Here is a 25,771-nt window from a genome sequence, read left to right on the forward strand (position 1 = left end):
GGAGCCCTCATGCGCCCTGCCGTCGTCCTGCTCGTCGCCGTGCTGGGCCTGCTACCCCCAGCCAGCTCCGCCGCCCCGGTGCTGACCCCACCGGATGCGGGTATCGACGGCCTGATGCAGGCCTATGACGGCCAGGTGCCCGGCGCTGCGGTGCTGGTCCTGCATGACGGGCAGCCGGTATTCCGTCGCGGCTACGGGCTGGCGGTGGTGGAAGACGGCACCCCGGTCACCCCGGCCAGCAACTTCCGGCTGGCCTCGGTCAGCAAGCAGTTCACCGCCGCGGCGGTGCTGCTGCTGGTGGAGGACGGCCGGCTCGGGCTGGACCAGACCGCCCGCCAATGGCTGCCCGAACTGCCACCGGCTGCCGCCGCCATCACCATCCGCCAGCTGCTGTCGCATACCAGCGGCCTGCTCGACTACGAAGACCTGATGGACCCGGCCGACCCGCGGCAGGTGCACGATGCCGACGTGCTGGCCCTGCTCTCGCGCGAAGACCGGCTGAACTTCACGCCCGGCACGCAGTACCGGTACAGCAACAGCGGCTACGCGCTGCTGGCACTGATCGCCGGACGCGCCTCGGGCCAGGATTTCGCAGCCTTCCTGCAGCAGCGCATCTTCCGCCCGTTGGGCATGGCCCATACCGTGGCCCACCAGGACGGTGTCGACACGATCGCCACGCGTGCCTATGGCTACAGCTGGCTCGATGGCCGCTGGCAGCGCACCGACCAGAGCACCACCAGCGCCGTACTCGGCGATGGCGGCATCTATTCCTCGCTGGACGACCTGGCCCGCTGGGATGCCGCGCTGTATGACGACCGCCTGTTGTCCAAGGCCTCGCGCCGCGCGATGTTCAGCCCGGCCACCACGACCACCGAACCTGACGTGCCGCACTACGGCTTCGGCTGGCGCCTGAATGGCGCTGTGCAATGGCACAGCGGCGAAAGCATCGGCTTCCGCAACGTGATCGTTCGCCACCCGGAAAAGCACCTGACCGTGATCGTGCTGACCAACCGCAACGACCCCGAACCCTATCCGCTGGCGCTGAAGATCGCCCAGCGCTGGCTGGACATCCTGCAATGACGGCTGCTTCCGACGCCCTGCTGGGCATCCATCACGCCGCACTGATCTGCAGCGACTACGCGCGCTCGAAGGACTTCTACGTGCGTATCCTCGGCCTGCGCGTGCTGGCCGAGAACCACCGCAGCGCGCGCGATTCCTGGAAGCTGGACCTGGCCCTGCCCGACGGCGGCCAACTGGAACTGTTCTCGTTCCCCTCGCCGCCGCCGCGGCCCAGCCGCCCCGAGGCCCAGGGCCTGCGCCACCTCGCGTTCCGGGTTGCCGCGCTGGAGCCGTTCATCCAGCATCTGGCAGCGCATGGCGTGGCCTGCGAACCGATCCGCGTGGACGAATACACCGGCCGCCGCTTCACCTTCTTCGCCGACCCCGACGACCTGCCGCTGGAGCTGTACGAAGTCGGTTGAGCCGACCGCGTGCCGACCAACGGTCGGCACCCACCATCAGCAGCGTGAACCTGTCGAAGGCTGGGCACTGTGGGTTTGCGGGGTGTGAGCCGCATGGATGCGGCGACCAAGCCCCCATGGACGGGTTTACGGCGGCCCCGCAAACCCACAGTGCCCTGCCATCCCACGGAATGCCGCTCTGGCTCTGGCTCTGGCCGTTGCCGTTGCCGTTGCCGTTGCATTGAGCAGGTGCAGGGCTGCAAGCCCTGCAAAGCCCCCCCCTTCCCCATACCCCGCCGAATGGGTATACAGTCGACCCGTACCGGCATCGTGCCGGAATGAACCCTGGGAGGGGACCATGCGCAAGACCTTCAAGACCCTGCTGCTGGCGCTGCCGCTGTGCCTGGCCGCGCTCTCGGCGCAGGCCGCCGACGGCGCCGCCGGCCGCTGGAAGACCATCGACGACAAGACCGGCAAGGTGAAGTCGATCGTCGAGATCACCCAGGCCGCCAATGGCACCCTGACCGGCAAGGTGGTCGACATCCTGCACTCGGACAAGGGTCCCAACCCAGTCTGCGACGGCTGTGAAGGCGCCAACAAGAACAAGCCGGTAAAGGGCATGACCATCCTCTGGAACCTGAAGGCCGACGGCGCCAACAAGTGGTCCGGTGGCACCATCCTCGACCCGGCCAACGGCAAGACCTACAAGTCGAAGATGGAACTGCAGCCAGGTGGCACCAAGCTGGACGTATCCGGCTGCATCGCCTTCATCTGCCGCGCGCAGACCTGGCAGCGCGAATAAGCGCCCTGGCCCGCTTCACCCCCGTGACCCGGCCCCGGCCGGGTCACCTCGTTGCGGGCATGCGATACTCTGCGGTTCCCCTCGGCTTCACCCCGCGACCATGACCCGTACCGCGCTCGTCACCACCGCCCTGCCCTACGCCAACGGCCCGCTGCATCTGGGCCACCTGGTCGGCTACATCCAGGCCGACATCTGGGTGCGTGCGCGGCGAATGAGCGGCGGCAAGGCCTGGTTCGTCTGCGCCGACGACACCCATGGCACGCCGATCATGCTGGCCGCGGAAAAGGCCGGGGTCACCCCGGAAACCTTCATCGCCAACATCCAGGCCAGCCACGAGCGTGACTTCGCCGCCTTCGGCGTGGCCTTCGATCACTACGACTCGACCAACTCGGCGGCCAACCAGGCGCTGACCGAGCAGTTCTACCTGAAGCTGGAAGCGGCCGGCCACATCAGCCGCCGTTCGGTGGCGCAGTTCTACGACCCGGCCAAGGGCATGTTCCTGCCCGACCGCTACGTCAAGGGCATCTGCCCGAACTGCGGCAGCCCCGACCAGTACGGCGACAACTGCGAAGTGTGCGGCGCCACCTATGCGCCGACCGACCTGAAGGAGCCGCGTTCGGTCATTTCCGGTGCCACCCCGGAAATGCGCGATTCGGAGCACTTCTTCTTCGAGGTCGGCCACTTCGATGCGTTCCTGCGCGACTGGCTTGCCGGCGATGTCGCCCTGCCGGGCGTGAAGGCCAAGCTGGGTGAATGGCTCAATGCCGAAGGCGGCCTGCGCGCGTGGGACATCTCGCGCGATGCGCCGTACTTCGGTTTCCAGATTCCCGGCCAGCCGGGCAAGTACTTCTACGTCTGGCTGGACGCGCCGATCGGCTACCTGTCCAGCTTCCAGACCCTGTGCGGCAAGCTCGGCGAAGACTTCGAAGCGCACCTGCGTGCCGGCACCAGCACCGAGCTGCACCACTTCATCGGCAAGGACATCGTCAACTTCCACGGCCTGTTCTGGCCGGCGGTGCTGCACGGTACCGGCCATCGCGCGCCGACCCGCCTGCACGTCAACGGCTACCTGACCGTGGACGGCGCCAAGATGAGCAAGTCGCGCGGCACCTTCGTAATGGCCCGCACTTTCCTCGACGCTGGCCTGGAACCGGAAGCGCTGCGTTACTACTACGCGGCCAAGTCCGGCGGTGGCGTCGACGATCTCGACCTGAACCTGGGTGACTTCATCGCCCGCGTCAACGCCGACCTGGTCGGCAAGTTCGTCAACCTGGCCAGCCGCTGCGCCGGCTTCATCAGCAAGCGCTTCGACGGCCAGCTGGCCGCTCAGCTGCCCGATGCGGCGCAGTACCAGCGTTTCGTCGATGGCCTGGCGCCGATCCGCGAAGCGTACGAGCGCAACGACCCGGCTGCGGCGATCCGCCTGACCATGACCCTGGCCGACGAAGCCAACCGCTACATCGACGACGTCAAGCCGTGGGTGATCGCCAAGCAGGAAGGCGCCGACGCGCAGCTGCAGGCGGTGTGCAGCCAGGGCCTGAACCTGTTCCGCGTGCTGGTCACCGCACTGAAGCCGGTGCTGCCGGCCACCGCCGCGCAGGCCGAGGCCTTCCTGGCTGCGCCGGTGAACGACTGGACCGACCTGGTGCAGCCGCTGCTGGGCCACCGCATCACCGACTACACCCCGCTGTTCACCCGTATCGACCCGAAGAAGATTGACGCCATGATCGACGCCTCCAAGGACACCCTGCAGCCGGCCGCCGCTGCTGCCCCCGCCGCCAAGGCCGACGCCGCCAAGCCGGCCGCACCGGCACCGGCCAAGGACGAAGCGAACAGCGCCGACGCGCCGGCCTACATCGGCATCGATGATTTCGCCAAGCTCGACCTGCGCATCGGCAAGGTGCTGGTGTGCGAATTCGTGGAAGGCTCGGACAAGCTGCTGCGCTTTGAACTGGATGCCGGCGAGCTGGGCAAGCGCCAGATCTTCTCCGGCATCCGCGGCAGCTACGGTGAGCCGGAAAAGCTGGTGGGCCGCAGCGTGGTGTTCATCGCCAACCTGGCCCCGCGCAAGATGCGCTTCGGCCTGAGCGAAGGCATGATCCTGTCGGCCGGCTTCGACGGCGGCGCGCTGGCGCTGCTGGACGCCGACAGCGGCGCACTGCCGGGCATGCCGGTCCGCTGATGCCTCAAGCGGGCGTGGCCACGGCCGCGCCCGCCGGCAGCACCGGCCACGGGGGCAACGCGATGGGAGGCAACGGAATGGAACTGGCGCTGTTCGACTTCGACCACACCGTAACCACCTGCGATACCTATGGCCGTTTCCTGCGCCGCGTGGCCACGGCCGAACAGCTGGCGCAGGCGTGGTGGAAAGTCGGCCCGTGGCTGGTGGCGTACAAGCTGAAGCTGATCTCGGCCGAACGCATCCGTGCACGCGTCACCCGCCTGACCTTCAGCGACCGCCACAGCGATGACATCACCACGCTGGCCGCCGGCTTCTCGCGCGAATTCCTGCCCGAGGTGGTGCGCCCGGAAATGCTGGAGCAGATCCGCTGGCACAAGGAACAGCAGCACACCGTGGTGATCGTGTCCGGTTCGCTGGACCTGTACCTGAAGCCATGGTGCGAGCAGCTGGGCCTGCAGTTGATCTGCAACCGGCTGGAGAGCCAGGACGGCCGCCTGACCGGTCGCTATGCCGGTGGCGACTGCGGCCCGCGCAAGGTCGAGCACATCCGTCGCCAGTTCGATCTGTCGCGCTACGTGCGCATCCATGCCTACGGCGACAGTTCCGAAGACAAGCCGATGCTGGCACTGGCCCACGAGCGCTGGTTCCGTGGCAAACCCCTGAAGTAACCCAACGCGCAGCCTTCGCCACGCATGAGCCTGACCCCGCCCCTGACCGAACGCCTCGACCGACTGCTGCCGCAGACCCAATGCGGGCAATGCGGTTACGACGGCTGCCGCCCCTACGCGCAGGCGATGGCGCGCGGCGAGGCGGGCGTGGACCGCTGCCCACCGGGTGGCGACGCCGGTGCGCGTGCACTGGCCCAGGTGCTGGGCACACCGGCCATTCCGTTTGACCGCTCGCGCGGCGAGCACAAGGCCGCGCAGGTTGCGTTGATCGTGGAGGCCGACTGCATCGGCTGCACCAAATGCATCCAGGCCTGCCCGGTGGATGCCATCGTCGGCGGTGCCAAGTACATGCACACGGTCATCGCCGATCTGTGCACCGGCTGTGAGCTGTGCATTCCGCCGTGCCCGGTGGACTGCATCGAGATGCTGCCCCTGTAACGGGGTCTGCAGAAGGGGTCAGATCCTTATTCCAACGGAAAAGGGATCTGACCCCTTTCAATGATTAAGGCACCGCCGCCGTCACCACGATCTCGACCTTCCACTCGGCGTGGGCCAGCTTGGCTTCGAACGTTGCGCGGGCCGGGGTCGCGCCCTCGACCACCCACTCGTCCCACGCCTTGTTCATGCCCTCGAAGTCGGCGATGTCGGCCAGGAACACTTCCGCGCGCAGCACGTGCTGGCGATCGCTGGCCACCAGCGCCAGCAGCTTGTCGATCTCCGCCAGCACCTGCCGGGTCTGACCGGTGATGTCCTGGCTGGTGTCTTCCGGAATCTGGCCGGAGAGGTAGGCGACCTTGTTGTACACGGTCATTTCGGACATGCGCGGTCCGACGTCGTAACGCTCCATCATGGGCGTGGCTCCTGCGGGTGATCAGGCCTGCATTGTCCTCCAAAGCGGTCAACGATGGGTGCACGCGGACGTGCCGCGCAACGCCACTACCGGGCTCCGACACACCCGCTGGTCAAATGCCCGCGACAGGCGCACGATGCGCCACGCCCGCGTTGACACCGCCCTCCCCCTCCCTGACGCACCCTTGCGCCGATGACCGAAACCACCGACCCCGCCACCGCTTCCTCCACCCCGGCATGGAAGCGGGTCCTTACCATCGTCATCCCGCTGCTGATCCTCGCGTTGGCCCTGCATGGGCTGGCCAATGAATTCGATGAGAACGGCTACCGCGCCATCCGCCATGCCTTCCATCAACTCAGCGGCACGCAGATCGCGCTTACCGTGGTGCTTGGCCTGGCCAGCTACGCCTGCCTGATCGGCTTTGACGCCATCGGCCTGCGCCGCAGCGGCATCCGCGTACATCCGGCACGCATCGGCATCACCGCATTCCTGGCACATACGCTGGGCCAGACCGTGGGCTTCGCTGCGCTGACCGGTGGCGCGGTGCGCCTGCGCGGTTACCGCACTGCCGGCCTGGACCTGGCGCAGATCGGCCAGGTGGTGCTGATGAGCACGCTCGGCTTCGTGTTCGGTGCCTGGCTGCTGATCAGCGTGGCCCTGTGCATGGAGCCTGAAGCCGCGGCGCTGGCACTGCCGTTGAATCCGGACGCGGTGCGCGTGGTCGGCGTCATCGCGCTGTTCGCCTATCTGGCGATGCTGCTGCTGGTCGGCCGCGAAGGCCGCCAGTTCAGCGTGTTCGGGCATGGCCTGTGGCTGCCCGACCGCCGCACCATGATCGGCGTCACCGTGCTCAGCGTGATCGAACTGGTGCTGGCCAGCGCTGCGTTCTACGTGCTGCTGCCGGACTCGACGCCCACCGGCCTGCCCGGCTTCGTCGGCCTGTACCTGGTTGCAGTGCTGGCCGGCCTGGTCTCGACCGTCCCCGCAGGCCTCGGCGTGTTCGAATGGAGCCTGCTGAAGCTGCTGCCGCAGGTCGCACCGGCGGCAGTACTGGCCGCCGCGCTGATCTACCGCGTTACCTACTACGTGCTGCCGTTGGTGCTGGCCACCCTGCTCGCGCTGGCCCCTGCGCTGCGGCAACCGCTGCAGGCCAGCGCCGGCGCCACCCGCGCCGGCTGGAACGCACTGCGCCCCTGGTTGCCACAGATCATCGCGCTGGCGGTGTTCAGCATCGGCGCGGCGCTGGTCATCGACGGCACGCTGCCGACCCCGCGTCGTCATCTGGTCAACGCCTCGCTGCCCATCCTGGAAACCTCGCACCTGATCGGCAGCCTCAGCGGTGTCGCCCTGCTGCTGATCGGCCAGGGCCTGTCCCGGCGCAGCCACGCGGCGTGGATGCTGGCGATGGCGGTGTGTGTGATCACCCCGCTGCCGCTGTGGCTGCGCGGCGGCCAATGGTTGATCGCAGTTTCCGCAGTGCTGGCGGCGATGGCCCTGTGGGCCGCGCGCCGCGAGTTCTACCGCCAGGGTGCGCTGCTGGACGAGGCCTGGTCGTGGCCATGGCTGCGCAACCTCGGGCTGGTGCTGGTCGCGGTCACCTGGCTGCTGTTCTTCACTTACAGCCACGTCGAATACCAGAACGAGCTGTGGTGGGAATTCGCGGTGTCCGGCAACGCGCCGCGTGCGCTGCGTGCGCTGCTGGTGGTGGCCATCGCGCTGGTGATGTTCGGCCTGGCGCGATTGCTGCACAGCACCCGCAGCCCGCTGCCGGCCGCCGATGAAGCCACGCTGCAATCGCTGGCGCCTGTGCTGGCCGGTGCCACCGATACCCAGGCCTGCCTGGTGCTGACCGCCGACAAGGCGGTGCTGCGCGATGATGCGAAGCAGGGCTTCGTGATGATGCAGCGCTATGGCGGTTCGCTGATCGCGATGGGCGATCCGGTCGGACCGCCGGAGGTCGCCCGCGCACTGATCTGGCGCTTCCGCGAGGAGGCCGACCGGCTCGGCCTGCGCCCGGTGTTCTACCAGGTGGGCGAGACCTACTGGCAGACCTACCTGGACCTTGGCCTGGGCCTGGTCAAGCTGGGCGAGGAGGCGATGGTGCCGCTGCACGACTTCGGCCTGGACGGCCGCGAACGTGCCGACCTGCGCCAGGCCTGGAACCGCGGCAAGCGCAGCGGCCTGTCATTCCGGGTGGCGCCCGTGGAAGAGATTCCCAGCCTGCTGCCACGCCTGCATGCCATCTCCAACGCCTGGCTGGACGACAAGGCCGGCGATGAAAAGGGCTTCTCGCTGGGCAGCTACGACCCGGATTACCTGGCGCGCTTCCCGGTCGCACTGGTCGAGGCCGAAGGCCAGATCGTGGCGTTCGCCAACCTGTGGCAGGCACCGGCCGGCGCCGAGCTGTCGGTGGACCTGATGCGCCATGTCAACGAGGCGCCCAAGGGCACGATGGACTTCCTCTTCATCGAACTGTTCCTGTGGGGCCGCGCGCAGGGCTACGCGCGCTTCTCGCTGGGCATGGCGCCGCTGTCCGGATTGGCCCAGCATCGGCTCGCGGGCCGCTGGAACCGGCTGGCCGGCCTGCTAGCGCGGCACGGTGAACGCTTCTATGGCTTCAGTGGTCTGCGCCGCTTCAAGTCGAAGTTCGATCCACAGTGGCGGCCGCGCTATCTGGCAGCACCCGGCGGCATGCACCTGCCGGCGGCGCTGCTGGATGCCACGCGCCTGATCTCGCTGGATCCGCGGCGGAATTGAGGCCGCGATCCGTCGAGCATGGCTCGACGCTACTGCGGCGCGTTCTGGTGGGTGCGAACCGTTGGTTCGCACGCCCTCCGCTTTACGCGCCGCCCTTCGCAACCCCAGGTAGGTGTCGACCTTGGTCGACACGCTCCCCGGCGCCGACCAAGGTCGGCGCCTACCAACGTCCGTCGAGCATGGCTCGACGCTACATGAGCGTCAGGCGCCACCCTTGAGGATCACCTCGGCCAGGCGGTCGTAGTCACCATTGAAGTGATGGTCGCCCGGCAGCTTCACCTTCTGCACGCCATCGTTGGCGGGAAGGCCCGGGCACAACGCGTCATCGTCGTCCTGCCCATACACGCACAACGTCTTGCCAGCCGGCAGCTTCGCCACTTCCGGCGCGATCGGCAGGCCGTCACCGCCGCCGCCCAGCCAGTTGCTGACATGGAACTCGAAGTCGGCCTTCTTGCCCACCGACAGCAGCACAATACGGTCCAGTGCCGCGCGGGTATCTGCATCGAGCTGGTTGATGGTGGCCGGCAGCACGTCGGCGCCCTGCGAGAATCCGATCAGCATGACCTTGTCGCGGTGCCACTGCTGGCGGTAGTGATCGATGATCTTCTGCAGGTCCGCAGCAAAGCCCTTCGGCGTGCGCTCGCTCCAGAAGTAGCGCAGCGAATCGATGCCGACCACCGCCACGCCGTGCTCGTTGAGCGACGACGCCACGTCCTTGTCCAGGCCGGCCCAGCCACCGTCGCCGGAGACAAACACGGCCAGCGTGTCGCCGTTGCCGGCTGCAGGCACTTCCACCACCGGCAGGCCCTTCAGCGCAGCCGGTGGCGGTGCCAGGCTGACACCTGCCTGCGCCCCCATCACCCGCGCCGCAGCCACCAGCCCCGGCGAGGCGTCACCGCGCGCGGTGCGCTTGAACTCGCGCGCCATCGCCACCTGCTGCACGAACCCGCTGGCCTCGCCCACCTTGCAGCCGTGATCACCGGCCGCACTCAACCACGGGAAGTTCAGTTCGGCGGGCTGCAACCTGTTGCGCTTCACGCCATCGCCGCAGACCATGCGTTCGTGGCTGTGGTCCGGGCAGAAGCCGGTGGTGAGCAGGCCGGCGAATACCTGGGTATCGGCCTGCGCCGCCAGCGAGTAGGCCATTTCGGCACCTTCACCATCGCCGCCGACCAGCGGCAGGTGGTAGCCGGGCAGATGCAGCGACGCCTGCAGCCAGCGCGAGAAGTTCTCGACATCGCCGGAACCAAAGGAGCAGGTCGGGTCACCCTCGCGCTTGAGCACGCCGCGCAGATGCGCGATGTCCACGGCCGCGACCATCGCGCCATCGGCACGCAGCGCCTCGATCGGCAAACGGCTGGTATCACCGCCGGCAGAAGGTTCATGGAACCAGATCACTACCCGCTGCGGCGTTCCCGACGGCATATGCACCGGAATCTGTTCGAACCGCCCGTGGCTGAACTGCTGCACGTTGGCCGCCGCCATTGCCGGCAGCGCAGCCAGCGCCAGTACCACACCCATTGCCCTGCCCAGCCCTGCACGCTTCATATCGCAGCCCCGATGGAATGCGCACACGATACGCCGCCACCGCGTGCACGGCACGTACCGGCGCAGGCCGTTGGGGGTTCAGTGAGGGGCGGGACGGCGGCTGCGGCGGTACAACGCCAGCGCCAGGTACAGCAGCCAGCCCACGATCACCGCAATCACAACCTTCTGCCCCAGCCCACGCGGTGGCCCGGCGCGCCACAGCACGTGCAGCCAGAGAAGCACGAACGCAAGCCACGCCCAGCCCCAGAGCAGGCCAGCGGCGGACTGCCAGCCCGGTTCGCGGCGCAGGTACCAGGCCTGCAGCAGCATGCCGACGCTGGCACACAGGAACGCGGTGTTGGCCGCCAGCCCATGGATGAACGGTGCCAGCAACGGCGTTGCATCGGGCAGCCAGCTGTCACCGATGGCGACGGTGGCCAGCCCCAGTGCGGACACGGTGAACAGCAGCGGCGCGGCCCCGCTGCGACGCGGGCCGATGCTGCCGCGATACAGCGCGATGCCGAGCACCGCGATGGCCAGCGCCAACAGGCAATACGCCGCGCGCAGTGCCAGCCCCCACGGCCCATGCAGGTAGAGGCTGAGCGTGGCCCGCACCCAGTCCAGGTCGGTGCGCACGAACTGGGTCCACAGCGCAGTGACCACGAACAGCAGCAACGCCACCAGTGCCAGTACTGCCGCCGGACGTGCGCGGTTCATGGCGCCGCTTCCGGATGCCGCGCCTGCCACTCGGCCAGGGCCTTGCGGTAGCGCTGCAGCTCATCGGCATACAGGTCAAGCACGCACAGCGGGCAGCCACTGCCGCAGCACTCATTGGGACCAGGCTCTTCCGGTGGCAGCGGACGGGGATCGGGATCAGGAACGGACACGGTCGGAAACGGCGATCGGTGGAAACAGACCCCAGTGTACCGGGCTGGCTCAGCGGTCCAGCTGCCGGCGCAGGTTGTCGCGGGCCGCGGCATCCAGGCGCTGGTGGAAGAAGTCGCTGAGGAAGATGCGTGGCGCACGCAGCAGGCCCTGCAGGAAACGCCGGCGCCCGGCGCGGTACAGAAAGCCCGGCACCACGCCCGTGTACTCCTCGGCCACGCCCCGGTCGTAGGCGGCGAACACCGGTTCCGGCGCGGCCAGGATCGCCATGTCGCAGTCCAGGAACAGCGCGGCCTCGGCATCGACATCGTCCGGGCCGAGCTCGCCATGGCGGGCAGTCAGCAGGATCAGCTGCTCGACCCGGGCGGCATCGACGGCGGCCAGTTCCGGTGCCTGTGCGATTGCCTGCAAGGCCAACTGCGCCGAGCGTGCCTCGTTGTCCTTGCGCCCGGCCTGGTAGATCGCATCGTGGTACAGCACGGCCAGATAGACCTCGGCCGGCTGCTGCCAGCCCGGGCCATCAGCCACCTGCTGGCAGTGCTGCAGCACGGCGCGCACGTGGCCGAAGTGGTGGTAGGCGCGGGGCGGCGTTGCATAGCTGTCCTGCAGCGCCTGCCACTGCGCCGGGGCAAGCGAGAGCGGTGAGAAGTCCATGCCCGGATCATCCCGCCTGCGTCGGCGGCGGGCAAGCTGGCTGTTTTTTCACCACGCACTCACAACGCTTGCCGGGCGCGGCCTGGGCGCGGTTGTCCACAGCTTTGTCGAGCGCTGGTCCACACCGGTTGTGGATGAACCGCGACGCCGACCAACGGTCGCTGCAGCGGAACATCCCTGGGTCTACACTCGCCACAGGCGGGAGCGCCCGCCGCTGCCGGGAGCTGTCATGTACCGTCCTTCCGTCCCTTGCCTGGCCCTTTCGCTGCTCGCCCTCTGTGCGCCGGCCTTCGGCGCGGACCTGGCGCCGCCTGCAACGTTGGTGACCACTCCGACCATCACCGTGTCGGCTCCGCGCGTGCCGACGCCGGAGGAGGTGTTCGCCATTCCGGCGGACCTGCGCGCGATGCTGCAGAAGCAGGTGATCCAGCGCAGCTACTCCCGCGACCAGCGCCTGCAGGCGCTGGTGGAAATGATCTTCGACCAGCACGGGCTGAACCTGCAGTACGACGCCAATGCGACCTACACCGTCAGCGAGATCTGGCAGCACCGCCAGGCCAACTGCCTGGCCTTCACCCTGCTGTTCGTGACGCTTGCCCGCGAAGCCGGCATCCAGGCCCGCGTGCAGGAAGTGGGACAGGTGGTGTCGTGGTACCAGGACCAGCAGAACGGCGTGGTCTACAACGTCGGGCACGTCAATGCCGGCGTCGACGTCGGCGGGCGTTTCGGTACCGTCGACCTCGACCGCAACGTGCTCTACGACCGGCGCGGGCCGGTTCCGGTCAGCCGTGCGCGGGCCTTGGCGCATTTCTACAACAACCGCGGCGCCGAGTACCTTGCCGAAGGTGACCTGGTGGGCGCACGCGCGTTCTTCGACGCTGCGCTGGCCCAGGACAGCGGGTTCGCTCCGGTCTGGAACAACGTCGGCGTGCTCGACCATCGCGCAGGCGACAACGAGGGCGCCCGACAGGCCTTGGACAGGTCGCTGCAGCTGGATGGACGCCAGGATGCCGCGCTGACCAATGCCTCGGCACTGTTCCGCAGCCTGGGCCTGACCGCACAGGCGCAGGCGCTGGAGCGCCGGTTGACGTCGGTGCAGCGCGAGGACCCGTTCGCGCAGTACATGCTGGGCGCCAAGGCCGAGCGTGCGGGCCAGCTGGATGCGGCGATCCGCTACTACCGCCAGGCGGTGCGCCTGTATGACACCGCGCACCAGTTCCACTTCGGGCTGGCACGGGTCTATTTCCTGGCCGGCCAGCTCAAGCGTGCCGATCGCGAAATGCTGCGCGCGCAGGAACTGGGCGGGGCCCAGGAGCAGGCACGCTACCAGGCCAAGCTGGACAGCCTGGCGCGCTGGCGCGCGCAGCAGGCCAGGCGCTGAGGTCCGGTCAGGCCTTCTTGAGGAAACAGGTCTTCAGGACCAGCCCCTTGATCTTGTCCGAGTTGCCTTCGATGTGCTCGGCATCGTCCTCGACCAGGCGGATGTTGCGGATCACCGTGCCCTGCTTCAGCGGGATCGAGGAGCCCTTCACCTTCAGGTCCTTGATCACGGTGACGGTGTCGCCGGTCTGCAGGGTATTGCCGTTGCTGTCACGCACGACCAGGGTCGAACCGGCGCTTTCCTCGGCGGTCCACTCGAAGCCGCAGTCGGCGCAGATCCACCGCGCGCCATCGGCATAGGTGTTTTCCAGGGTGCACTGCGGGCAGGCGGGGGCGGACGACATCGGCAAGTACCTCAAAATGAATCAACAGGCGCCATTGTAACCGGCCGGCCCTTTTTCCCATTCCGTCGGAGGGGCGCCGGCGGTCCCCCCTCCACAAGGCGCTGGAACTTGCAGTTGGTAGCGAACTGCAGCAGAGTGCGCGACCCCTGATCGTCCCCGGAACTCCCCATGCGCCTCGGCATCGACTTCGGTACCAGCAACTCCGCCGCCGCCATCGTGCATGAGGGAAAACTGCTGCCGATCCGCTTCGGTGACGCCGAGCAGTTCCGCACCAGCGTGTACTTCCCCGGCGTGGTGCCCGACCCGGACGACTTCCAGCTCGACGACGGCCAGGAACACCAGCTGCAGCAGATGATCGACAGCGCCGCCCGCGCAGCGCGTGCCGCCGGCCAGGAACGCACGCCACAGGCGCTGCGCCGCGAAGCCCTGCGCGCGCTTCGCCGCGAGTGGATGGAAGCCCGTGCCGGCCAGGAACGCAGCGCCAGCGACCTGCTGCAGAACGCGGTCTACGGTGATGAGGCTCTGGAAGCGTATTTCGAGGAACACGAAGGCAACCTGGTGCAGAGCCCGAAGTCGATGCTGGGCTACAACCTGCACCCGCGCGCCAGGCAGACCATCACCGGCATCGCCGCGCACATCCTTGAACACATCCGCCTGACCGCCAGCGCACAGCTTGGCCGCCCGCTGCGTGCCGCCCTGCTCGGCCGCCCGGTGCAGTTCCGCAGTTCGATCGGCGCGGCCGGCAACGACCAGGCACTGGACATCCTGCGCGAGGCCGCCACCCAGGCCGGCTTCGACCAGATCGATTTCCTCGAAGAGCCGGCGGCGGCGGCCATGCACTACCACGCCGAAAGCCGCGAGCGGCACCAGGCGGTAATCGTCGACATCGGCGGCGGTACCACCGACATCGCGCATGCCGAAGTCGGCGGCGACGACGCACCGCGCATCCACCGCGCCTGGGGTATCGCCCGTGGTGGTACCGACATCGACCTGGCGCTGAGCCTGTCCAGCTACATGCCGCTGTTCGGCCGCGGCATCACCCGCGTGCCCACCCACCACTACGTGGAAGCGGCCACCGTGCAGGACATGACCCGGCAGCGCGATTTCCGCCTGCACAAGTACGACCATGTGGACGCGCCCTGGGGCGACCGCCTGCAGGCCCTGCAGGACACCGGCAACACCGCGCGCCTGTACCGCGATGTCGAACGCGCGAAGATCGCCCTGAGCGCCGCCAGTGAACACCGCAGCACGCTGGACTACATCGCCCGCGACCTGCATGCCGACAGCAGCGCCGACGGCCTGGCCTCCGCCGCGCATGGGTACCTGGAGCAGATCCGCGAGCTGCTGGCCCAGGTCCGCAGCGATATCGGTGGCGATCCGGACGCGGTGTTCCTGACCGGCGGCATGTCCCGTGCCGGCTACCTGCGCCAGGCCGTGGCCGAGGCCTTCCCGGGCGCCCGCATGGTCCACGGCGAACCCTCGCTGGGGGTGGTCCAGGGCCTTGCGCTGGCCGCAGCCAGCCAGGATTAACAAAACGTTACGCGGTCTAAGTTACCCTTGGTCGGCTAGAACCCAGCTGCACCTTCCACCGGCCACGCCGGTGCGTGTCTTCCGTGCAGCCCGGCCCGCCCTGCGGGCCTAGCGACCATGCCTTCCTGGCTCGTTCATGGTCCGCGTACCACCGGAGCCGCCATCGAGACCCGCTTTGGGCACCCGCCAGGCCCCAGAGGCCTTACAACCTGACGCAGCACCTGCACCCATCGACTGCCGCCGTTGTGACGCGGTCTGTTGCCGGTTGCCCGTGCTGCTGCAGCCCGGCGACCAGGTGCCCGGCCAGTTCCTTTCGCGCGACGCCCACGGCCGTGCCGTGATGGCACGCAACGAGGAAGGCTGGTGCGCGGCGATCGATCCCTATCACCTGCGCTGCACGATCTATTCGCAGCGCCCGGCGATCTGCCGCCAGTTTTCGATGGGCGGCGATGACTGCCGCCGCGAGCGGCAGGACTACCTGCGCCAGGCTGATGCCTGGTCGCTTTCCTCCCCTTCCACCTGACAGGAGCAACCATGCCCCGCAAGGCAAAGACCCCCGCGAAGGCCAGCAACAGCATCCGCAGCGAACGCAAGGGCGCGGCCGCCAGCACCGTGGTCAGCAGTGATTCGATCGCTTCGGACCTGGCTGCGTTCCGCAAGGCCGGTGGCAAGATCGAAGTCCTCGGCACCACCTGGGCGCTGAAGAAAGCCAGCTGACCCAGTACCGACCGCGGCGGCGCTGCCGCCGCGGCCTGCCGGACCGCGCTCAGCGATCCAGGCGTACCTGCACACTGCCCGAATGCGACTGGATGCGGATGTCACCATCACCGCCGCCCAGCCGCGTGTCGAGGTGGCTGCCCGGCCCGTAGCGCGGCCGCTCCACCTGCCCGGCATCGCTGTTGATCGAACCGCTGAAGCTGTTCACCGACAGCTGCGCCGACACCGTGCGCGGCAGGCTCAGCGTCACCGAGGCGCTCACCGATTCGACGTTGACGCGGCCACCCGGTGCCAACCCGGCCGCTGCCAGCTCGATGCTGCCCGACACGGTTTCCACCGCCAGCCGCTGCACCCGCCCGGCGTCCACCTCGACCCGGCCGGACACGGTCTGCGCACCGATATCACCGGATACGCCGCCACCGGCCTCGATCCGACCACTGACCGTATTGACGTCAAGCTTCGGGGTCTGCAGGCGTGCACTGACACTGCCGCTGACCGTGTTGAGTTTGCTGTCGCCACTGCGCCCGGCCGCGCTCAGGCTGCCGCTGACCGTATCGGCCTGCAGGCGGCGCACGTCGATGCCGCTGATGTCCTGGCTGGCGCTGACCGTACTCAGCAGCAGTTCCACCGAGCGCGGCACATTCAGCACCAGGGTGGCGCCACCGTTGTTGTTGCGGCGCGGGTACTCGATCTCCCAGCGCACGCGGTTGGCGCTCTTCTCCTGGCGCAGCTGCAGGCCGTCACTGAGCGTGCCGGTGAGCTGCACATCATTGCGGTCCCAGCCGCGCACGGTCACCTTGCCGGCGACGTTGCTCAGTTCGATGCGACCGCCGGCGGCCAGCGTGTGGCGTTCGTCGATACGGGTGTCGGCCAGCGCCAGCGAGGGTGCCAGCAACAGCGCCACACAGCAGGAAATCAGGGTTCGGGTCATGGGGGTCTCCTCAGGTCGCCAGGCCGGACTCGGCGGCATAGGCCGCCTGCCGGGTCAGTTCCAGACGCAGCGCATAGGTGCGCTTGAGCTGGCCAAGCAGGTGCGGCGCACGTGGGTCCTGCGCCAGTGCGGCGCGGATCTGCGCGGCACTTTCATCGAGTTCATGCAGGGCCGGCTGCCATTCCGGCGCCCGGCCATCGGGCAGCGAGGCCACGGCCTGCTGGTACTGCTCGGTCATCGCCGCGGCCTGCAGCTGCAGCGCGGACGGCGCCGGCATGTCAGGCTGCGCATGGCGCCACGGCGCCACCGCATACACCGCCAGGCTGGCCGCCAGGGCCGCGCCCACCGGCAGCCACCAGCGCCGCCTCGGACGCATGGGCAGGGCCACCACATTGCCATCCGCTGCAGGCGCCGACGGTGGTTCACGCGGTGGCAGCCGGGCCGACAGGCGCTCCCAGCCATCGGCGGGCACGCTGCGTTCGCTGGACAGGGCACGCAGGCGTGCCAGCAGCGCGGAATCGGAATCGGAATCGTGGTCGTGTGTCGTCATGTCATGTCTCCCAGCCGTGCACGCAACAAACCGCGCGCACGATGCAACTGTGCCTTGGAACTGCCGACAGCCATCTGCAGCTGCTCGGCGATTTCCTGGTGTTTCCAGCCTTCGATATCGTGCAGTACCAGTACCGCACGTGCCCGTGGTGGCAGCGTCGACAGCGCGCGCTCCAGGTCGCGCTCGGTGCCGGCACAGCGGTCATGCACCGCCAGTTCCTGCAGCCCGCCGTCGACCTCATCCAGACTGTCGTGGTCCTGCCCGGCCGCGCGCCCACGCAGTTCCATCAGGGCGGCATTGACGCCCAGCCGATGCAGCCAGGTCGACAGGCTGCTCTCGAAACGGAACCCCGGCAGCGCCTTCCAGGCCTGCAGGAAGGCCTCCTGCAGCGCATCTTCGGCACGCGCCTGCTGGCCCCCACACAGCCGCCACAGCACGGCAAATACGCGGGGCGCGTGGCGCCGGTACAGCAGTTCGTAGGCGGCGGTATCGCCAGCGGCCGCCGCCCGCACCAGGGCGGATTCGTCGACGGCGTCGTTGGCGGCAGGCGGCGCGGGCATGGTGGTGTCGAGCATATCGCTTGGATGCGGCGGCCCGGGAAAAGGTTTAGAGCCGGATGATGATCGATTCCCTGCAACCTTTTCGGCGGCCGCTGCATCCATGCAGGGTCCTTCGCGAAAATGCCGTCCGGGAGTCCTGCCATGTCCAGCCCATCCTGCGCTGCCCTGCTGGTGATCGCCGCCTGCGTCCTGCTGCAGGCGCTGGGGCTGTCGCTGCAGCTTCGCCCCGACAACGGCCGCGCCTGCCTGCAGCAGCATCGCAAGGAGCTGGTCTGCCTGGCCTGGACGCCCACGGTCGAATCCCCCGCACGCGCCGGGTAACATCGGGGGCCGTTCCCCCGCCGTAGTCGCCCCATGATGTTGTCGCTGAAAGACCACCTGCCGCCCTGGACCCACCCGTGGCTGAACTACGCCGGCGTCGCCCTGCAGATCGTGCTGGTGCTGCTGGTCGCCTGGCTGCTGCGTCTGCTCGCCCGTCGCCTGATCCGCCGCTTCGCCGAGCACTACACGCTGCCGCCGGAGATGGTGATGGGCGCACGCCGGATCACCAGCTTCGTGGTCTATTTCAGTGCCCTGCTGTACATCCTCAGCCTGCTCGGCGCGAAGCCGTCGGTACTCTGGACCGCCTTCACCGGCTTCGCCGCGGTGGGCGCGGTGGCCTTCTTCGCGGCCTGGAGCGTGCTGTCCAACATCTTCTGCACGCTGCTGATCTTCACCACCCGTCCGTTCCGCCTGCACGACTACATCGAGGTGCTGGAAAACGGCGAGAAACCTGGGCTGAAGGGCCGGGTGATCGACGTGAACCTGATCTACACGACGCTGCAGGAAACCGGTGATGGCCACGAGGGCACGGTGCTGCAGCTGCCGAACAACCTGTTCTTCCAGCGCACGGTGCGTCGCTGGCGCGACCCGGCGCAGGCTCCCGGCGGGATCCAGGGCGACGGCTGAGGGGGTTTTTTTCTTTGCAGGGCTGCGCCCTGCACCCGCCGAGGCAACGTCAACGTCAAAGGCTGGCTTCCTGTGGGATGGCGGGGTGGGTCCGGTGGCGGGAGACGCCGTAAACCCGTCCATGGGGGCTTGGCCGCGGCATCCATGCCGCGGACACTCCCGCCACCGGACCCACCCCGCCTTCGACAGTTTCCCGCGATCTGCCGGAACGGCGTTCCGCTCTGGTGGGTGTCGACCTTGGTCGACACAGTAGAGCCGCGCCATGCGCGGATGATTCACTCGATATCTGACAGAAGAGTCGTGTCGACCAAGGTCGACACCTACCAACAGCCGCGCGTTCCAACGGCCGCCGTTGCCAACAGCGGCGTGAACCTATCGAAGGTGGGGCGGTGTCGGATTGCGGGGTGTCAGCCGCATGGATGCGGCTGCCAAGCCTACATGGACGTACTTGCGGCGTCCCCGCACCCCGACACCGCCCCGCCAACCCGCGGAATGCCAGCTTTTGCTTTTGCTGTTGCTGTTGCCTTGGCTTGAAGCATCTGCGGGTGCAGGGCGCAGCCCTGCCGAACAACCCTTACCTCAGCTGGCTGTCCTTGCTGCCGCGCCGGTTGTAGCCGCTGTGCGCGTGCTCCTCATCATCCAGCGCCTGCTGGCAGGCCACGCACAGGCGCACCCCGGGCACGGCCTGGCGCCGCGCCAACGGGATCGGCGCGTCGCATTCCTCACAGTGTTCCAGACCCGGACCCTGGCGCAGCTGGCGCCGCGCGCGGGCAATCGCATCATCAACGGTAGCGTCGATCTGATCCTGGACCGCGCCATCTCCCGCCCAACCGGTGGCCATGGCCATCCTCCGCAGGTGTGTCGCCTGATATGGGGACGATACACGCCGGCAAAAAGACAGGCCGTGATGCGGAGCCGAGCCGTGCTCGGCTGCTCTTCAGGAAGACGAACAGGATGCGAACGGGTTCGATCAGGCCGATTGCGGCTTAATCCCCTCCGTCCCCTTTTTGCTTACCAGACCAGGTCGTCGGGCACCTGGAACTGGGCGTAGTAGGCATCGTCCTCGGCGTTGCCGGTGGAGATCTCGGCGGTCGAGCCCGGCTGGCCGTGGTCGACGATGATCGCTTCCGGGGCGCGTTCACGCACCTTCTCGGCGGCGGCACGCGGCAGCAGCGCGTAGCCCTCGCCATGGGCAACGATGACCAGCACGCCCACCGACAGTGCCTTGCGCAGCTTGGGGTCGATCAGCAGGGTGCGGATCGTGGCGCCGTCGCTGAAGCGGTATTCGTCATCGCCCTTGTGGGGCACGGCGTGCGCGCTGATGATCTGCTTCGCCTGCGCCTTCTGTTCCGCCTGCCGGGCCTGGGCGTTGCGTTCGGCAGCCAGCGCGCGGTCGCGCTCGACCTTCTCGGCGCGGGCGCGTTCAGCTTCGCGCTGGACCTCGGCCGAGGTCGATTCGGCCTTGCCCTGGCGGGCCTTGGCCTGCGCGCTCGCGGCGGCGCTGGCCTGCGACTTCTTGGCCAGGCCGGCCTTGAGCAATTGTTCCTGCAGCGCGTTGGGCTTTGCCATGATCGTTGCGTACCGCGTGTAATCTTGGAGGCCCCATTCTACCGGCGCCCCGCCCCCCCTGCATGGCAGTGATGAAGTACCTCACCGGCTATCCCGAACCCCTGGTCGCCCAGGTGAGTGAACTGCTGGCGCAGGGCAAGCTCGGCCCATGGCTGCAGCAGCGCTACCCGGACCCGCACGCGGTGCGCAGCGACCGCCAGCTGTACGACTACACGCAGGAACTGAAAGACCGTTACCTGCGCAAGTCGGTGCCGCTCAACAAGGTCTGCTACGACAACACGCTGGAAGTGATCAAGCACGCGCTGGGCACCCACACCGCCATCTCCCGCGTACACGGCGGTCGCCTCAAGGCCAGCCGCGAGATCCGCATCGCCACCGTGTTCCGCCAGGCGCCGGCGGCATTCCTGCGCATGATCGTGGTGCATGAACTGGCCCACCTGAAGGAAGCCGACCACAACAAGGCCTTCTACCAGCTGTGCCAGCACATGGAGCCGGACTACCTGCAGCTGGAATTCGACACCCGCCTGTACCTGACCGAGCTGGCCAACCGCGGCCAGCGCTGAGCGGCCGCAGCAGCTACACTGCGCGCCCCCTGCCCGACCTGACCGAACCGCCCGCCATGGAACCGATCCGTCTCGACAAACGCCTGTCCGCCCTGCTCGGCATCCCGCGCGGCGAAGCCCGGCGCTACATCGAGGGCGGCTGGGTCACGGTCGATGGCGAGGTGGTGGAACAGCCGCAGCGCCCGGTCGACGACAACGCCGTGATCGTGGTGGCCGAGCAGGCCAGCGATGACAAGGCCGAGCGGGTCAGCATGCTGCTGCACAAGCCGGCCGGCGTCGCCGCCGAGACCCTGTGCGCGCTGGTCAGCAGCGACAGCCGAAGCGAGCTTGATGCCAGCGGCATCCGTCCACTGCAGCGTCATTTCCATGGGCTGCAGCTGGCGGCATCGCTGCCGGCGACCGACAGCGGCCTGGTGGTGGTCAGCCAGGACCCGGCCACCCTCGCCCATCTGCAGCGCAACCTGGGCCGCACCGAGCAGGAGTACCTCATCGAAGTGGCCGAAGGCGGCCCCGAGCGCGGTCCGTGGCTGCTGGCGCGGCTGCAGCACGAATCCGGCGGTGCCAAGGTCAGCTGGCAGAGCGAACAGCGCCTGCGCTTTGCCGGCAAGGGGCTGACCGCCAAGGGCCTGCGCGTGGCGGTGACCGCCGCCGGGCTGCAGGTCGCGGCCGTGCGTCGCCTGCGTATCGGGCGCGTGGCACTCGGGCCGCTGCCGCCAGGCCAGTGGCGCTACCTGGGCAGTGACGAGCGGTTCTGACCCCATCCACGCATGGCATGACATTGCCTGAAGAAGCCATCCACGCAAGTCGTGGAGCCATTGCAACGGGTCTTCTGGCTTTCATCCACGCATGGCGTGGATCTACCATCGGGGCATGAGTCCGCCCAAGCCCCTGTGGCAACGCCTGCTGCGTGTCGCTGCGATCATCGTCGCCGCCTTGTTGCTGCTGGTCCTGTCCGGCCTGCTGCTGGCCGACCATCTCACGCCGCAGGCACAGGGCGCGCCCTCGCACGTGCTGCCACTGCAACCGGCGCAGACGCGCATCGACCAGCAGATCGTGCCACTGCAGCAGGCCCATCCCGGCAAGTCCGGCGTGGCCTTCCTCAGCGATGGCATGGATGCGTTCGCGGCCCGCGCGATGATCACCGCGCACGCAGGACGCAGCCTGGACCTGCAGTACTACATCTGGCACGACGACCTGGTCGGCCACCTGATGGCCAAGGCGCTGTATGACGCCGCCGAACGCGGCGTGCGCGTGCGCATCCTGCTCGACGACATGAACGCCAGGGACAAGGATGCGCTGATGATGGCGCTCGATGCGCATCCAAACATCGAGATCCGCCTGTACAACCCGTTCCGCAACCGCAGTGGCATCGCACGCACGCTGGAGCTGGTGCAACGCGCCTTCAGCGTGAACCACCGCATGCACAACAAGAGCTGGATCGCCGATGGCCGCATCGCCATCGTCGGCGGGCGCAACATCGGCGAGGAATACTTCAGTGCACGCGACGATGTGAACTTCCAGGATCTTGACCTGGTGGTGGCCGGACCGGCCGTGCAGCAGGCCAACCGGATCTTCGACGATTACTGGAACAGCAGCACGGCCATTCCGATTTCCGCGCTGGCCTCCTACAGCGATGAACAGCTGCGGCAACTCGTGCGGCAGTCGGACCTGGATGCGCTGCATGCCAGGGCGCAGCCCTACCTGCAACGCGTGGCCGCATCGCGCGGCCTGCAGCGGCCTACGCCGGAGCCCCTGCACTGGAGCGCGAACGTGCGCATCGCCTCCGATCCGCCGATGAAGCATCGCGACGATGATCGCCGCCACTGGCTGGTCAATACGCTCAGCGACGAGCTGGCAACCACCCGTCGCAGCGCACTGCTGATCTCGCCCTACTTCGTGCCAGGCAGCGATGGCGTGGAGGGCCTTTCGGGACTGGCCGCGCGCGGCGCCCAGGTGGGCGTGGTCACCAATTCGCTGGCCGCCAACGACGTGGCTGCGGTGCACGGCGGCTACATGGGCTACCGCGTACCCCTGCTGAAGGCTGGCGTGCAGCTGTACGAACTGAAGGCACACGGCCAGCCGGATACCAGCCTGTTCGGCAGCAGCGGCGCCAGCCTGCATACCAAGGCATTCGTGGTCGACGACCGCCGCGGCTTCGTCGGCTCGTTCAACCTCGATCCGCGCTCGGCCTACCTCAATACCGAGATGGGAGTGCTGTTCGACGATCCGGTGCTGGGTGCGCAGCTGCGCGACGAGTACCTGCGCCTGGCCAGCCCTGCGCACAGCTGGTGGCTGGCCCTGGGACACGACGATGCGCTGCGCTGGCTGGAGCGGCAACCGCCGCCGCACTGGGTGGAGGCCGAACCCGGGGCGAGCCTGGGCAAGCGCTGGACCGCACGGGTGATCAGCTGGCTGCCGGTGGAATCGCAGCTGTAGCGCTCAGGGCGACGGCGATGCCTGTTCCTGCCCGGCCTCATCGCGCGTTTCCACACTGCGCCCGTGCAGGCGCCGCCAGATCCAGCGCAGGGTATGCGGCGGTGCCGACGGCAGTTGTTCAAGCAGGGCCAGCATGCGGTTCTGGCTGGCATGCCCGTGCCTGCACAGCAGGCTGGCAGCCGCAGCGGCGCTGGCCAGGCGCAGGCTGTCGGCCAGCGGTCCGTCCGCTTCCGGTGCCAGAGCCTGGTGCACCGGTTCGGGCAATTCCCAGGCCGCCGCCACGCGCTGGGCCAGTGGCAACGACCACTGCTGCAGCAGCTGCAGGGCCAGGGCCGGCTCCACGGTTTCGCCGCGCGCCTGCGCTTCCTGCAGCAGCTGGCGCATCACCAGCGCCGCGCCGAGCCCCTGCACCAGGCCCAGCCACTGGGCGGCGAAAGCATCGCCGAAGGTGACCGTGCGTGCGTGGTCGGCGGCCGCGCGCGAGGCCAGCAACGCATGCTCCCAGATGATCGTGCTGAACTGCGGGAACACCTCGCACTGCACCTGCATCACCGGCTGCACCAGCACCGCGCTGATGATCTGGCGCACGCCTTCGGTGCCGACCAGGGTCACCGCCCGCTGCAGGCTTTCCACAGGCCGCTCGTGCACCTTGTACGCCGGGCTGTTGGCAATGCGCAGCAGGTTGCCGGTCAGCACCGGGTCCTGGCCGATGATCGCCGCCATCACCCGCGCCGAGGCCGCGTCGTCGTTGACGGTCTGGATCAGCTGCGGCAACAGCTGCGGACGCCGGGGCAGGTGCCGGGCCGCCCAGTCGCGATCCTGCAGCGCGCGTGCCACCGCCTCGCCCAGCGCCGGGTCCTGGACCGGCGCGGGTTCGCCGGCCAGCCGCGGATACAGCGCCAGCGCATGCAGGCCGCGCTGCAGGTGCGCCGCGATCTCACTTGGTGGCAGCGCCTCGCCCTGCAGGCTGGCCGCAGCGGCGGCCACCGCCTGCCGCGATGCTGCGGCCAACCGCGACGGCGCCGCCCCGGTCGAGCGCGCCAGCCACGCGCGCAGCGATCGCCACCAGGCCGGCGTCATCGCCGCCCGCCCTGTCGTTGTGCTGCCTTTGCCGTCACTGACCGTCCTGCCTCTTCACACGAATCCGGCGACCCGCCGTCGTCGCAGCATCGGCCGCGCTTTCATCTTCTTTAACCGGGCGTCCGCCGATGTCGACGGCAGCGGCCGGAGGAATGGACTAGAATGGCGCCGCGCGACCCGTCCCCCTGCACCGACGACGTCGCTTTTTTTGTTTTTGGGACCCTACCGTTCACTGGCCGTTCGCCGCAGTTCGCCGCTGTTCGCGCCATCGGAGATGCCATGCTATTCGAAACCCTCGCCACCACCGGCCATGAACAGGTGGTGTTCTGCCACAACCACGATGCCGGGCTGAAGGCGATCATCGCCATCCACAACACCACCCTGGGCCCGGCCCTGGGCGGCGTGCGCATGCGCCCCTACGCCAGCACCGACGAGGCGCTGGCCGACGTGCTGCGGTTGAGCCGGACGATGACCTACAAGAATGCGCTGGCCGGCCTCAATGTCGGTGGCGGCAAGGCGGTGATCATCGGCGACCCCAAGGTGGACAAGACCGAGGTGCTGTTCCGCGCCTTCGGCCGTTACGTCGATTCGCTGGGCGGGCGCTACATCACCGCCGAGGACGTCGGTACCGACGTCAACGACATGGAGAACATCTACCTGGAGAGCCAGTTCGTGACCGGCGTTCACCAGGTCCATGGCGGCTCCGGCGATCCCGCCCCCTTCACCGCCTACGGTGCGCTGCAGGCGCTGATGGCGGCGATGCGCTTCAAGTTCGGGCATGAAGAAGTGGGCAAGACCAGCATCGCGGTGCAGGGCCTGGGCCACATCGGCATGGAGCTGGTGAAGCTGCTGCGCGACCGCGGCGCCAAGCTGTATGTCACCGATCTGGACAGCAGCCTGGTCGATCGTGCGGTCAGCGATTTCGGCGCCGAAGCGGTCAAGCCGGACGAGATCCACGAGGTCAACGCCGATGTGTTCGCGCCGTGCGCGCTGGAAGGCGCGATCAATGCCGATACCCTGCCGCGGATCAAGGCGAAGATCATCTGTGGCACCGCCAACAACCAGCTGTCGAGCCTGGAAATCGGCGACGAGCTGCATGCGCGCGGCATCCTGTATGCACCGGACTACGCCGTCAACGCCGGTGGCGTGATGAACGTTTCGCTGGAGATCGACGGCTACAACCGCGAACGCGCGATGCGCCTGATCCGCAGCATCTACCACAACCTCACCCGCATCTTCGAACTGTCGCAGCGCGAGAACATCGCGCCGCAGCGTGCCGCCGACCGCATCGCCGAAAGCCGCATCCTGTCGATCGGCAAGCTGAAGATGCCGCTGGGCCGCAGCACCCCGCGCCTGGGCAACCTGCGCGGCGGCTGAG

General features: G+C 68.2%; 29 protein-coding genes. 17 read left to right on the plus strand and 12 right to left on the minus strand.

What is annotated here, in order from left to right; genetic code table 11:
• Positions 1 to 9: 9 nt before the first annotated feature.
• From K5L94_RS16280 to rnfB, 6 genes are all read left to right on the plus strand, one after another.
• On the plus strand, positions 10 to 1,080 hold the full coding sequence (locus tag K5L94_RS16280) for a serine hydrolase domain-containing protein (protein WP_053450450.1): 1,071 nt from the start codon (positions 10 to 12) through the stop codon (positions 1,078 to 1,080).
• On the plus strand, positions 1,077 to 1,481 hold the full coding sequence (gene gloA2 / locus K5L94_RS16285) for an SMU1112c/YaeR family gloxylase I-like metalloprotein (protein ID WP_049457550.1): 405 nt from the start codon (positions 1,077 to 1,079) through the stop codon (positions 1,479 to 1,481). Before K5L94_RS16280 ends, gloA2 begins: the two co-directional genes overlap by 4 nt.
• A gap of 337 nt (positions 1,482 to 1,818) precedes the next feature.
• Complete coding sequence (locus K5L94_RS16290) at positions 1,819 to 2,262, plus strand: DUF2147 domain-containing protein (protein ID WP_006462411.1); 444 nt, start codon at positions 1,819 to 1,821, stop codon at positions 2,260 to 2,262.
• Between the two features lie 100 nt (positions 2,263 to 2,362).
• On the plus strand, positions 2,363 to 4,444 hold the full coding sequence (gene metG, locus K5L94_RS16295) for a methionine--tRNA ligase (protein ID WP_053450451.1): 2,082 nt from the start codon (positions 2,363 to 2,365) through the stop codon (positions 4,442 to 4,444).
• Positions 4,445 to 4,521: 77 nt separating this feature from the next.
• A complete protein-coding gene (locus K5L94_RS16300; protein WP_008264672.1) occupies positions 4,522 to 5,112 on the plus strand; it encodes an HAD family hydrolase in 591 nt (196 codons plus the stop codon).
• 24 nt (positions 5,113 to 5,136) lie between these two features.
• Positions 5,137 to 5,550: an Rnf electron transport complex subunit RnfB gene (gene rnfB, locus K5L94_RS16305; RefSeq protein ID WP_053450453.1), complete on the plus strand. Its 414-nt coding sequence runs from the start codon at positions 5,137 to 5,139 to the stop codon at positions 5,548 to 5,550.
• A gap of 64 nt (positions 5,551 to 5,614) precedes the next feature.
• Here rnfB and K5L94_RS16310 read toward each other — a convergent pair whose 3' ends face one another.
• Positions 5,615 to 5,962: a RidA family protein gene (locus K5L94_RS16310; RefSeq protein WP_049465077.1), complete on the minus strand. Its 348-nt coding sequence runs from the start codon at positions 5,960 to 5,962 to the stop codon at positions 5,615 to 5,617.
• 192 nt (positions 5,963 to 6,154) lie between these two features.
• Here K5L94_RS16310 and mprF point away from each other — a divergent pair, with 192 nt between their 5' ends.
• Positions 6,155 to 8,719 carry a bifunctional lysylphosphatidylglycerol flippase/synthetase MprF gene (gene mprF, locus K5L94_RS16315; RefSeq protein WP_274510871.1) on the plus strand — a complete coding sequence of 855 codons (2,565 nt, stop codon included), beginning with the start codon at positions 6,155 to 6,157 and terminating at the stop codon, positions 8,717 to 8,719.
• Between the two features lie 201 nt (positions 8,720 to 8,920).
• Here the strand turns inward: mprF and K5L94_RS16320 are convergent, their stop codons facing one another.
• From K5L94_RS16320 to K5L94_RS16335, 4 genes are all read right to left on the minus strand, one after another.
• Positions 8,921 to 10,267, minus strand: coding sequence for a virulence factor family protein (locus tag K5L94_RS16320; RefSeq protein ID WP_053450455.1), 1,347 nt, complete (start codon positions 10,265 to 10,267; stop codon positions 8,921 to 8,923).
• 78 nt (positions 10,268 to 10,345) lie between these two features.
• Entirely contained in the window at positions 10,346 to 10,963 is a 618-nt protein-coding gene (locus K5L94_RS16325; protein WP_274510872.1) for a DUF998 domain-containing protein, read from the minus strand.
• Positions 10,960 to 11,133 carry an oxidoreductase-like domain-containing protein gene (locus tag K5L94_RS16330; RefSeq protein ID WP_008265759.1) on the minus strand — a complete coding sequence of 58 codons (174 nt, stop codon included), beginning with the start codon at positions 11,131 to 11,133 and terminating at the stop codon, positions 10,960 to 10,962. Before K5L94_RS16330 ends, K5L94_RS16325 begins: the two co-directional genes overlap by 4 nt.
• 49 nt (positions 11,134 to 11,182) lie before the next feature.
• Complete coding sequence (locus tag K5L94_RS16335; protein WP_053450457.1) at positions 11,183 to 11,785, minus strand: HD domain-containing protein; 603 nt, start codon at positions 11,783 to 11,785, stop codon at positions 11,183 to 11,185.
• 229 nt (positions 11,786 to 12,014) lie between these two features.
• On the opposite strand from K5L94_RS16335, the gene K5L94_RS16340 reads away from it, so the two are divergent.
• Positions 12,015 to 13,166, plus strand: a complete 1,152-nt coding sequence (locus tag K5L94_RS16340; protein WP_274510873.1) for a transglutaminase domain-containing protein — start codon at positions 12,015 to 12,017, stop codon at positions 13,164 to 13,166.
• A 7-nt stretch (positions 13,167 to 13,173) separates the two neighbouring features.
• On the opposite strand, the gene K5L94_RS16345 is transcribed toward K5L94_RS16340, so the two are convergent.
• On the minus strand, positions 13,174 to 13,509 hold the full coding sequence (locus K5L94_RS16345) for a zinc ribbon domain-containing protein YjdM (protein ID WP_274510874.1): 336 nt from the start codon (positions 13,507 to 13,509) through the stop codon (positions 13,174 to 13,176).
• 168 nt (positions 13,510 to 13,677) lie between these two features.
• Here K5L94_RS16345 and K5L94_RS16350 point away from each other — a divergent pair, with 168 nt between their 5' ends.
• The 3 genes from K5L94_RS16350 to K5L94_RS16360 all read left to right on the plus strand — a co-directional run bounded on the left by K5L94_RS16350 (position 13,678) and on the right by K5L94_RS16360 (position 15,756).
• Positions 13,678 to 15,039 (plus strand): Hsp70 family protein, encoded by a 1,362-nt coding sequence (locus K5L94_RS16350; protein WP_008266863.1) that lies wholly within the window; start codon positions 13,678 to 13,680, stop codon positions 15,037 to 15,039.
• A 271-nt stretch (positions 15,040 to 15,310) separates the two neighbouring features.
• Complete coding sequence (locus K5L94_RS16355) at positions 15,311 to 15,562, plus strand: YkgJ family cysteine cluster protein (protein WP_053450459.1); 252 nt, start codon at positions 15,311 to 15,313, stop codon at positions 15,560 to 15,562.
• Positions 15,563 to 15,573: 11 nt separating this feature from the next.
• Positions 15,574 to 15,756 (plus strand): hypothetical protein, encoded by a 183-nt coding sequence (locus K5L94_RS16360; protein WP_005410566.1) that lies wholly within the window; start codon positions 15,574 to 15,576, stop codon positions 15,754 to 15,756.
• 49 nt (positions 15,757 to 15,805) lie between these two features.
• Here the strand turns inward: K5L94_RS16360 and K5L94_RS16365 are convergent, their stop codons facing one another.
• Genes K5L94_RS16365 through K5L94_RS16375 form a run of 3 tightly spaced genes read right to left on the minus strand, consistent with a single transcriptional unit; the run spans position 15,806 to position 17,812 of the window.
• Positions 15,806 to 16,687, minus strand: coding sequence for a DUF4097 family beta strand repeat-containing protein (locus K5L94_RS16365; RefSeq protein ID WP_053450460.1), 882 nt, complete (start codon positions 16,685 to 16,687; stop codon positions 15,806 to 15,808).
• Between the two features lie 10 nt (positions 16,688 to 16,697).
• On the minus strand, positions 16,698 to 17,237 hold the full coding sequence (locus K5L94_RS16370; protein ID WP_274510875.1) for a hypothetical protein: 540 nt from the start codon (positions 17,235 to 17,237) through the stop codon (positions 16,698 to 16,700).
• Complete coding sequence (locus tag K5L94_RS16375) at positions 17,234 to 17,812, minus strand: RNA polymerase sigma factor (RefSeq protein WP_053450462.1); 579 nt, start codon at positions 17,810 to 17,812, stop codon at positions 17,234 to 17,236. Before K5L94_RS16375 ends, K5L94_RS16370 begins: the two co-directional genes overlap by 4 nt.
• 126 nt (positions 17,813 to 17,938) lie before the next feature.
• On the opposite strand from K5L94_RS16375, the gene K5L94_RS16380 reads away from it, so the two are divergent.
• Positions 17,939 to 18,118, plus strand: a complete 180-nt coding sequence (locus K5L94_RS16380) for a hypothetical protein (protein ID WP_053450463.1) — start codon at positions 17,939 to 17,941, stop codon at positions 18,116 to 18,118.
• A 33-nt stretch (positions 18,119 to 18,151) separates the two neighbouring features.
• Complete coding sequence (locus K5L94_RS16385; RefSeq protein ID WP_006462204.1) at positions 18,152 to 18,745, plus strand: mechanosensitive ion channel family protein; 594 nt, start codon at positions 18,152 to 18,154, stop codon at positions 18,743 to 18,745.
• A 574-nt stretch (positions 18,746 to 19,319) separates the two neighbouring features.
• Here K5L94_RS16385 and K5L94_RS16390 read toward each other — a convergent pair.
• Positions 19,320 to 19,586, minus strand: a complete 267-nt coding sequence (locus K5L94_RS16390) for a DksA/TraR family C4-type zinc finger protein (protein ID WP_006460850.1) — start codon at positions 19,584 to 19,586, stop codon at positions 19,320 to 19,322.
• Positions 19,587 to 19,756: 170 nt separating this feature from the next.
• Positions 19,757 to 20,314 carry a DUF2058 domain-containing protein gene (locus K5L94_RS16395; protein ID WP_274510876.1) on the minus strand — a complete coding sequence of 186 codons (558 nt, stop codon included), beginning with the start codon at positions 20,312 to 20,314 and terminating at the stop codon, positions 19,757 to 19,759.
• Between the two features lie 62 nt (positions 20,315 to 20,376).
• Between K5L94_RS16395 and K5L94_RS16400 the strand changes: the two genes are divergently transcribed.
• The 3 genes from K5L94_RS16400 to K5L94_RS16410 all read left to right on the plus strand — a co-directional run bounded on the left by K5L94_RS16400 (position 20,377) and on the right by K5L94_RS16410 (position 23,313).
• The gene (locus K5L94_RS16400; protein WP_274510877.1) at positions 20,377 to 20,877 is read left to right on the plus strand and encodes a M48 metallopeptidase family protein; all 501 of its coding nucleotides are present in this window, start codon (positions 20,377 to 20,379) and stop codon (positions 20,875 to 20,877) included.
• A gap of 56 nt (positions 20,878 to 20,933) precedes the next feature.
• Positions 20,934 to 21,632: an RNA pseudouridine synthase gene (locus tag K5L94_RS16405; protein WP_274510878.1), complete on the plus strand. Its 699-nt coding sequence runs from the start codon at positions 20,934 to 20,936 to the stop codon at positions 21,630 to 21,632.
• 91 nt (positions 21,633 to 21,723) lie between these two features.
• Positions 21,724 to 23,313: a phospholipase D family protein gene (locus K5L94_RS16410; RefSeq protein WP_274510879.1), complete on the plus strand. Its 1,590-nt coding sequence runs from the start codon at positions 21,724 to 21,726 to the stop codon at positions 23,311 to 23,313.
• A 3-nt stretch (positions 23,314 to 23,316) separates the two neighbouring features.
• Here the strand turns inward: K5L94_RS16410 and K5L94_RS16415 are convergent, their stop codons facing one another.
• A complete protein-coding gene (locus K5L94_RS16415) occupies positions 23,317 to 24,393 on the minus strand; it encodes an HDOD domain-containing protein (RefSeq protein ID WP_053450467.1) in 1,077 nt (358 codons plus the stop codon).
• A 279-nt stretch (positions 24,394 to 24,672) separates the two neighbouring features.
• Here K5L94_RS16415 and K5L94_RS16420 point away from each other — a divergent pair, with 279 nt between their 5' ends.
• The gene (locus tag K5L94_RS16420) at positions 24,673 to 25,770 is read left to right on the plus strand and encodes a Glu/Leu/Phe/Val dehydrogenase dimerization domain-containing protein (protein WP_049456104.1); all 1,098 of its coding nucleotides are present in this window, start codon (positions 24,673 to 24,675) and stop codon (positions 25,768 to 25,770) included.
• Position 25,771 lies beyond the last annotated feature (1 nt).

This window comes from Stenotrophomonas forensis, from assembly GCF_028752115.1.
Classification (GTDB): domain Bacteria; phylum Pseudomonadota; class Gammaproteobacteria; order Xanthomonadales; family Xanthomonadaceae; genus Stenotrophomonas; species Stenotrophomonas forensis.

Bases quoted from the DNA above. Each gene is read 5' to 3' on its own strand.
- K5L94_RS16345 (WP_274510874.1), bottom strand. From the start codon at position 13,509: ATGTCGTCCGCCCCCGCCTGCCCGCAGTGCACCCTGGAAAACACCTAT.
- K5L94_RS16340 (WP_274510873.1), top strand. From the start codon at position 12,015: ATGTACCGTCCTTCCGTCCCTTGCCTGGCCCTTTCGCTGCTCGCCCTC.
- K5L94_RS16350 (WP_008266863.1), top strand. From the start codon at position 13,678: ATGCGCCTCGGCATCGACTTCGGTACCAGCAACTCCGCCGCCGCCATC.
- K5L94_RS16370 (WP_274510875.1), bottom strand. From the start codon at position 17,237: ATGACGACACACGACCACGATTCCGATTCCGATTCCGCGCTGCTGGCA.
- K5L94_RS16375 (WP_053450462.1), bottom strand. From the start codon at position 17,812: ATGCTCGACACCACCATGCCCGCGCCGCCTGCCGCCAACGACGCCGTC.
- K5L94_RS16390 (WP_006460850.1), bottom strand. From the start codon at position 19,586: ATGGCCACCGGTTGGGCGGGAGATGGCGCGGTCCAGGATCAGATCGAC.
- K5L94_RS16420 (WP_049456104.1), top strand. From the start codon at position 24,673: ATGCTATTCGAAACCCTCGCCACCACCGGCCATGAACAGGTGGTGTTC.
- K5L94_RS16365 (WP_053450460.1), bottom strand. From the start codon at position 16,687: ATGACCCGAACCCTGATTTCCTGCTGTGTGGCGCTGTTGCTGGCACCC.
- K5L94_RS16325 (WP_274510872.1), bottom strand. From the start codon at position 10,963: ATGAACCGCGCACGTCCGGCGGCAGTACTGGCACTGGTGGCGTTGCTG.
- K5L94_RS16385 (WP_006462204.1), top strand. From the start codon at position 18,152: ATGATGTTGTCGCTGAAAGACCACCTGCCGCCCTGGACCCACCCGTGG.
- gloA2 (WP_049457550.1), top strand. From the start codon at position 1,077: ATGACGGCTGCTTCCGACGCCCTGCTGGGCATCCATCACGCCGCACTG.
- K5L94_RS16405 (WP_274510878.1), top strand. From the start codon at position 20,934: ATGGAACCGATCCGTCTCGACAAACGCCTGTCCGCCCTGCTCGGCATC.
- metG (WP_053450451.1), top strand. From the start codon at position 2,363: ATGACCCGTACCGCGCTCGTCACCACCGCCCTGCCCTACGCCAACGGC.
- rnfB (WP_053450453.1), top strand. From the start codon at position 5,137: ATGAGCCTGACCCCGCCCCTGACCGAACGCCTCGACCGACTGCTGCCG.
- mprF (WP_274510871.1), top strand. From the start codon at position 6,155: ATGACCGAAACCACCGACCCCGCCACCGCTTCCTCCACCCCGGCATGG.
- K5L94_RS16310 (WP_049465077.1), bottom strand. From the start codon at position 5,962: ATGATGGAGCGTTACGACGTCGGACCGCGCATGTCCGAAATGACCGTG.
- K5L94_RS16280 (WP_053450450.1), top strand. From the start codon at position 10: ATGCGCCCTGCCGTCGTCCTGCTCGTCGCCGTGCTGGGCCTGCTACCC.
- K5L94_RS16290 (WP_006462411.1), top strand. From the start codon at position 1,819: ATGCGCAAGACCTTCAAGACCCTGCTGCTGGCGCTGCCGCTGTGCCTG.
- K5L94_RS16395 (WP_274510876.1), bottom strand. From the start codon at position 20,314: ATGGCAAAGCCCAACGCGCTGCAGGAACAATTGCTCAAGGCCGGCCTG.
- K5L94_RS16380 (WP_053450463.1), top strand. From the start codon at position 17,939: ATGTCCAGCCCATCCTGCGCTGCCCTGCTGGTGATCGCCGCCTGCGTC.
- K5L94_RS16360 (WP_005410566.1), top strand. From the start codon at position 15,574: ATGCCCCGCAAGGCAAAGACCCCCGCGAAGGCCAGCAACAGCATCCGC.
- K5L94_RS16410 (WP_274510879.1), top strand. From the start codon at position 21,724: ATGGCGTGGATCTACCATCGGGGCATGAGTCCGCCCAAGCCCCTGTGG.
- K5L94_RS16415 (WP_053450467.1), bottom strand. From the start codon at position 24,393: ATGACGCCGGCCTGGTGGCGATCGCTGCGCGCGTGGCTGGCGCGCTCG.
- K5L94_RS16335 (WP_053450457.1), bottom strand. From the start codon at position 11,785: ATGGACTTCTCACCGCTCTCGCTTGCCCCGGCGCAGTGGCAGGCGCTG.
- K5L94_RS16400 (WP_274510877.1), top strand. From the start codon at position 20,377: ATGGCAGTGATGAAGTACCTCACCGGCTATCCCGAACCCCTGGTCGCC.
- K5L94_RS16320 (WP_053450455.1), bottom strand. From the start codon at position 10,267: ATGAAGCGTGCAGGGCTGGGCAGGGCAATGGGTGTGGTACTGGCGCTG.
- K5L94_RS16300 (WP_008264672.1), top strand. From the start codon at position 4,522: ATGGAACTGGCGCTGTTCGACTTCGACCACACCGTAACCACCTGCGAT.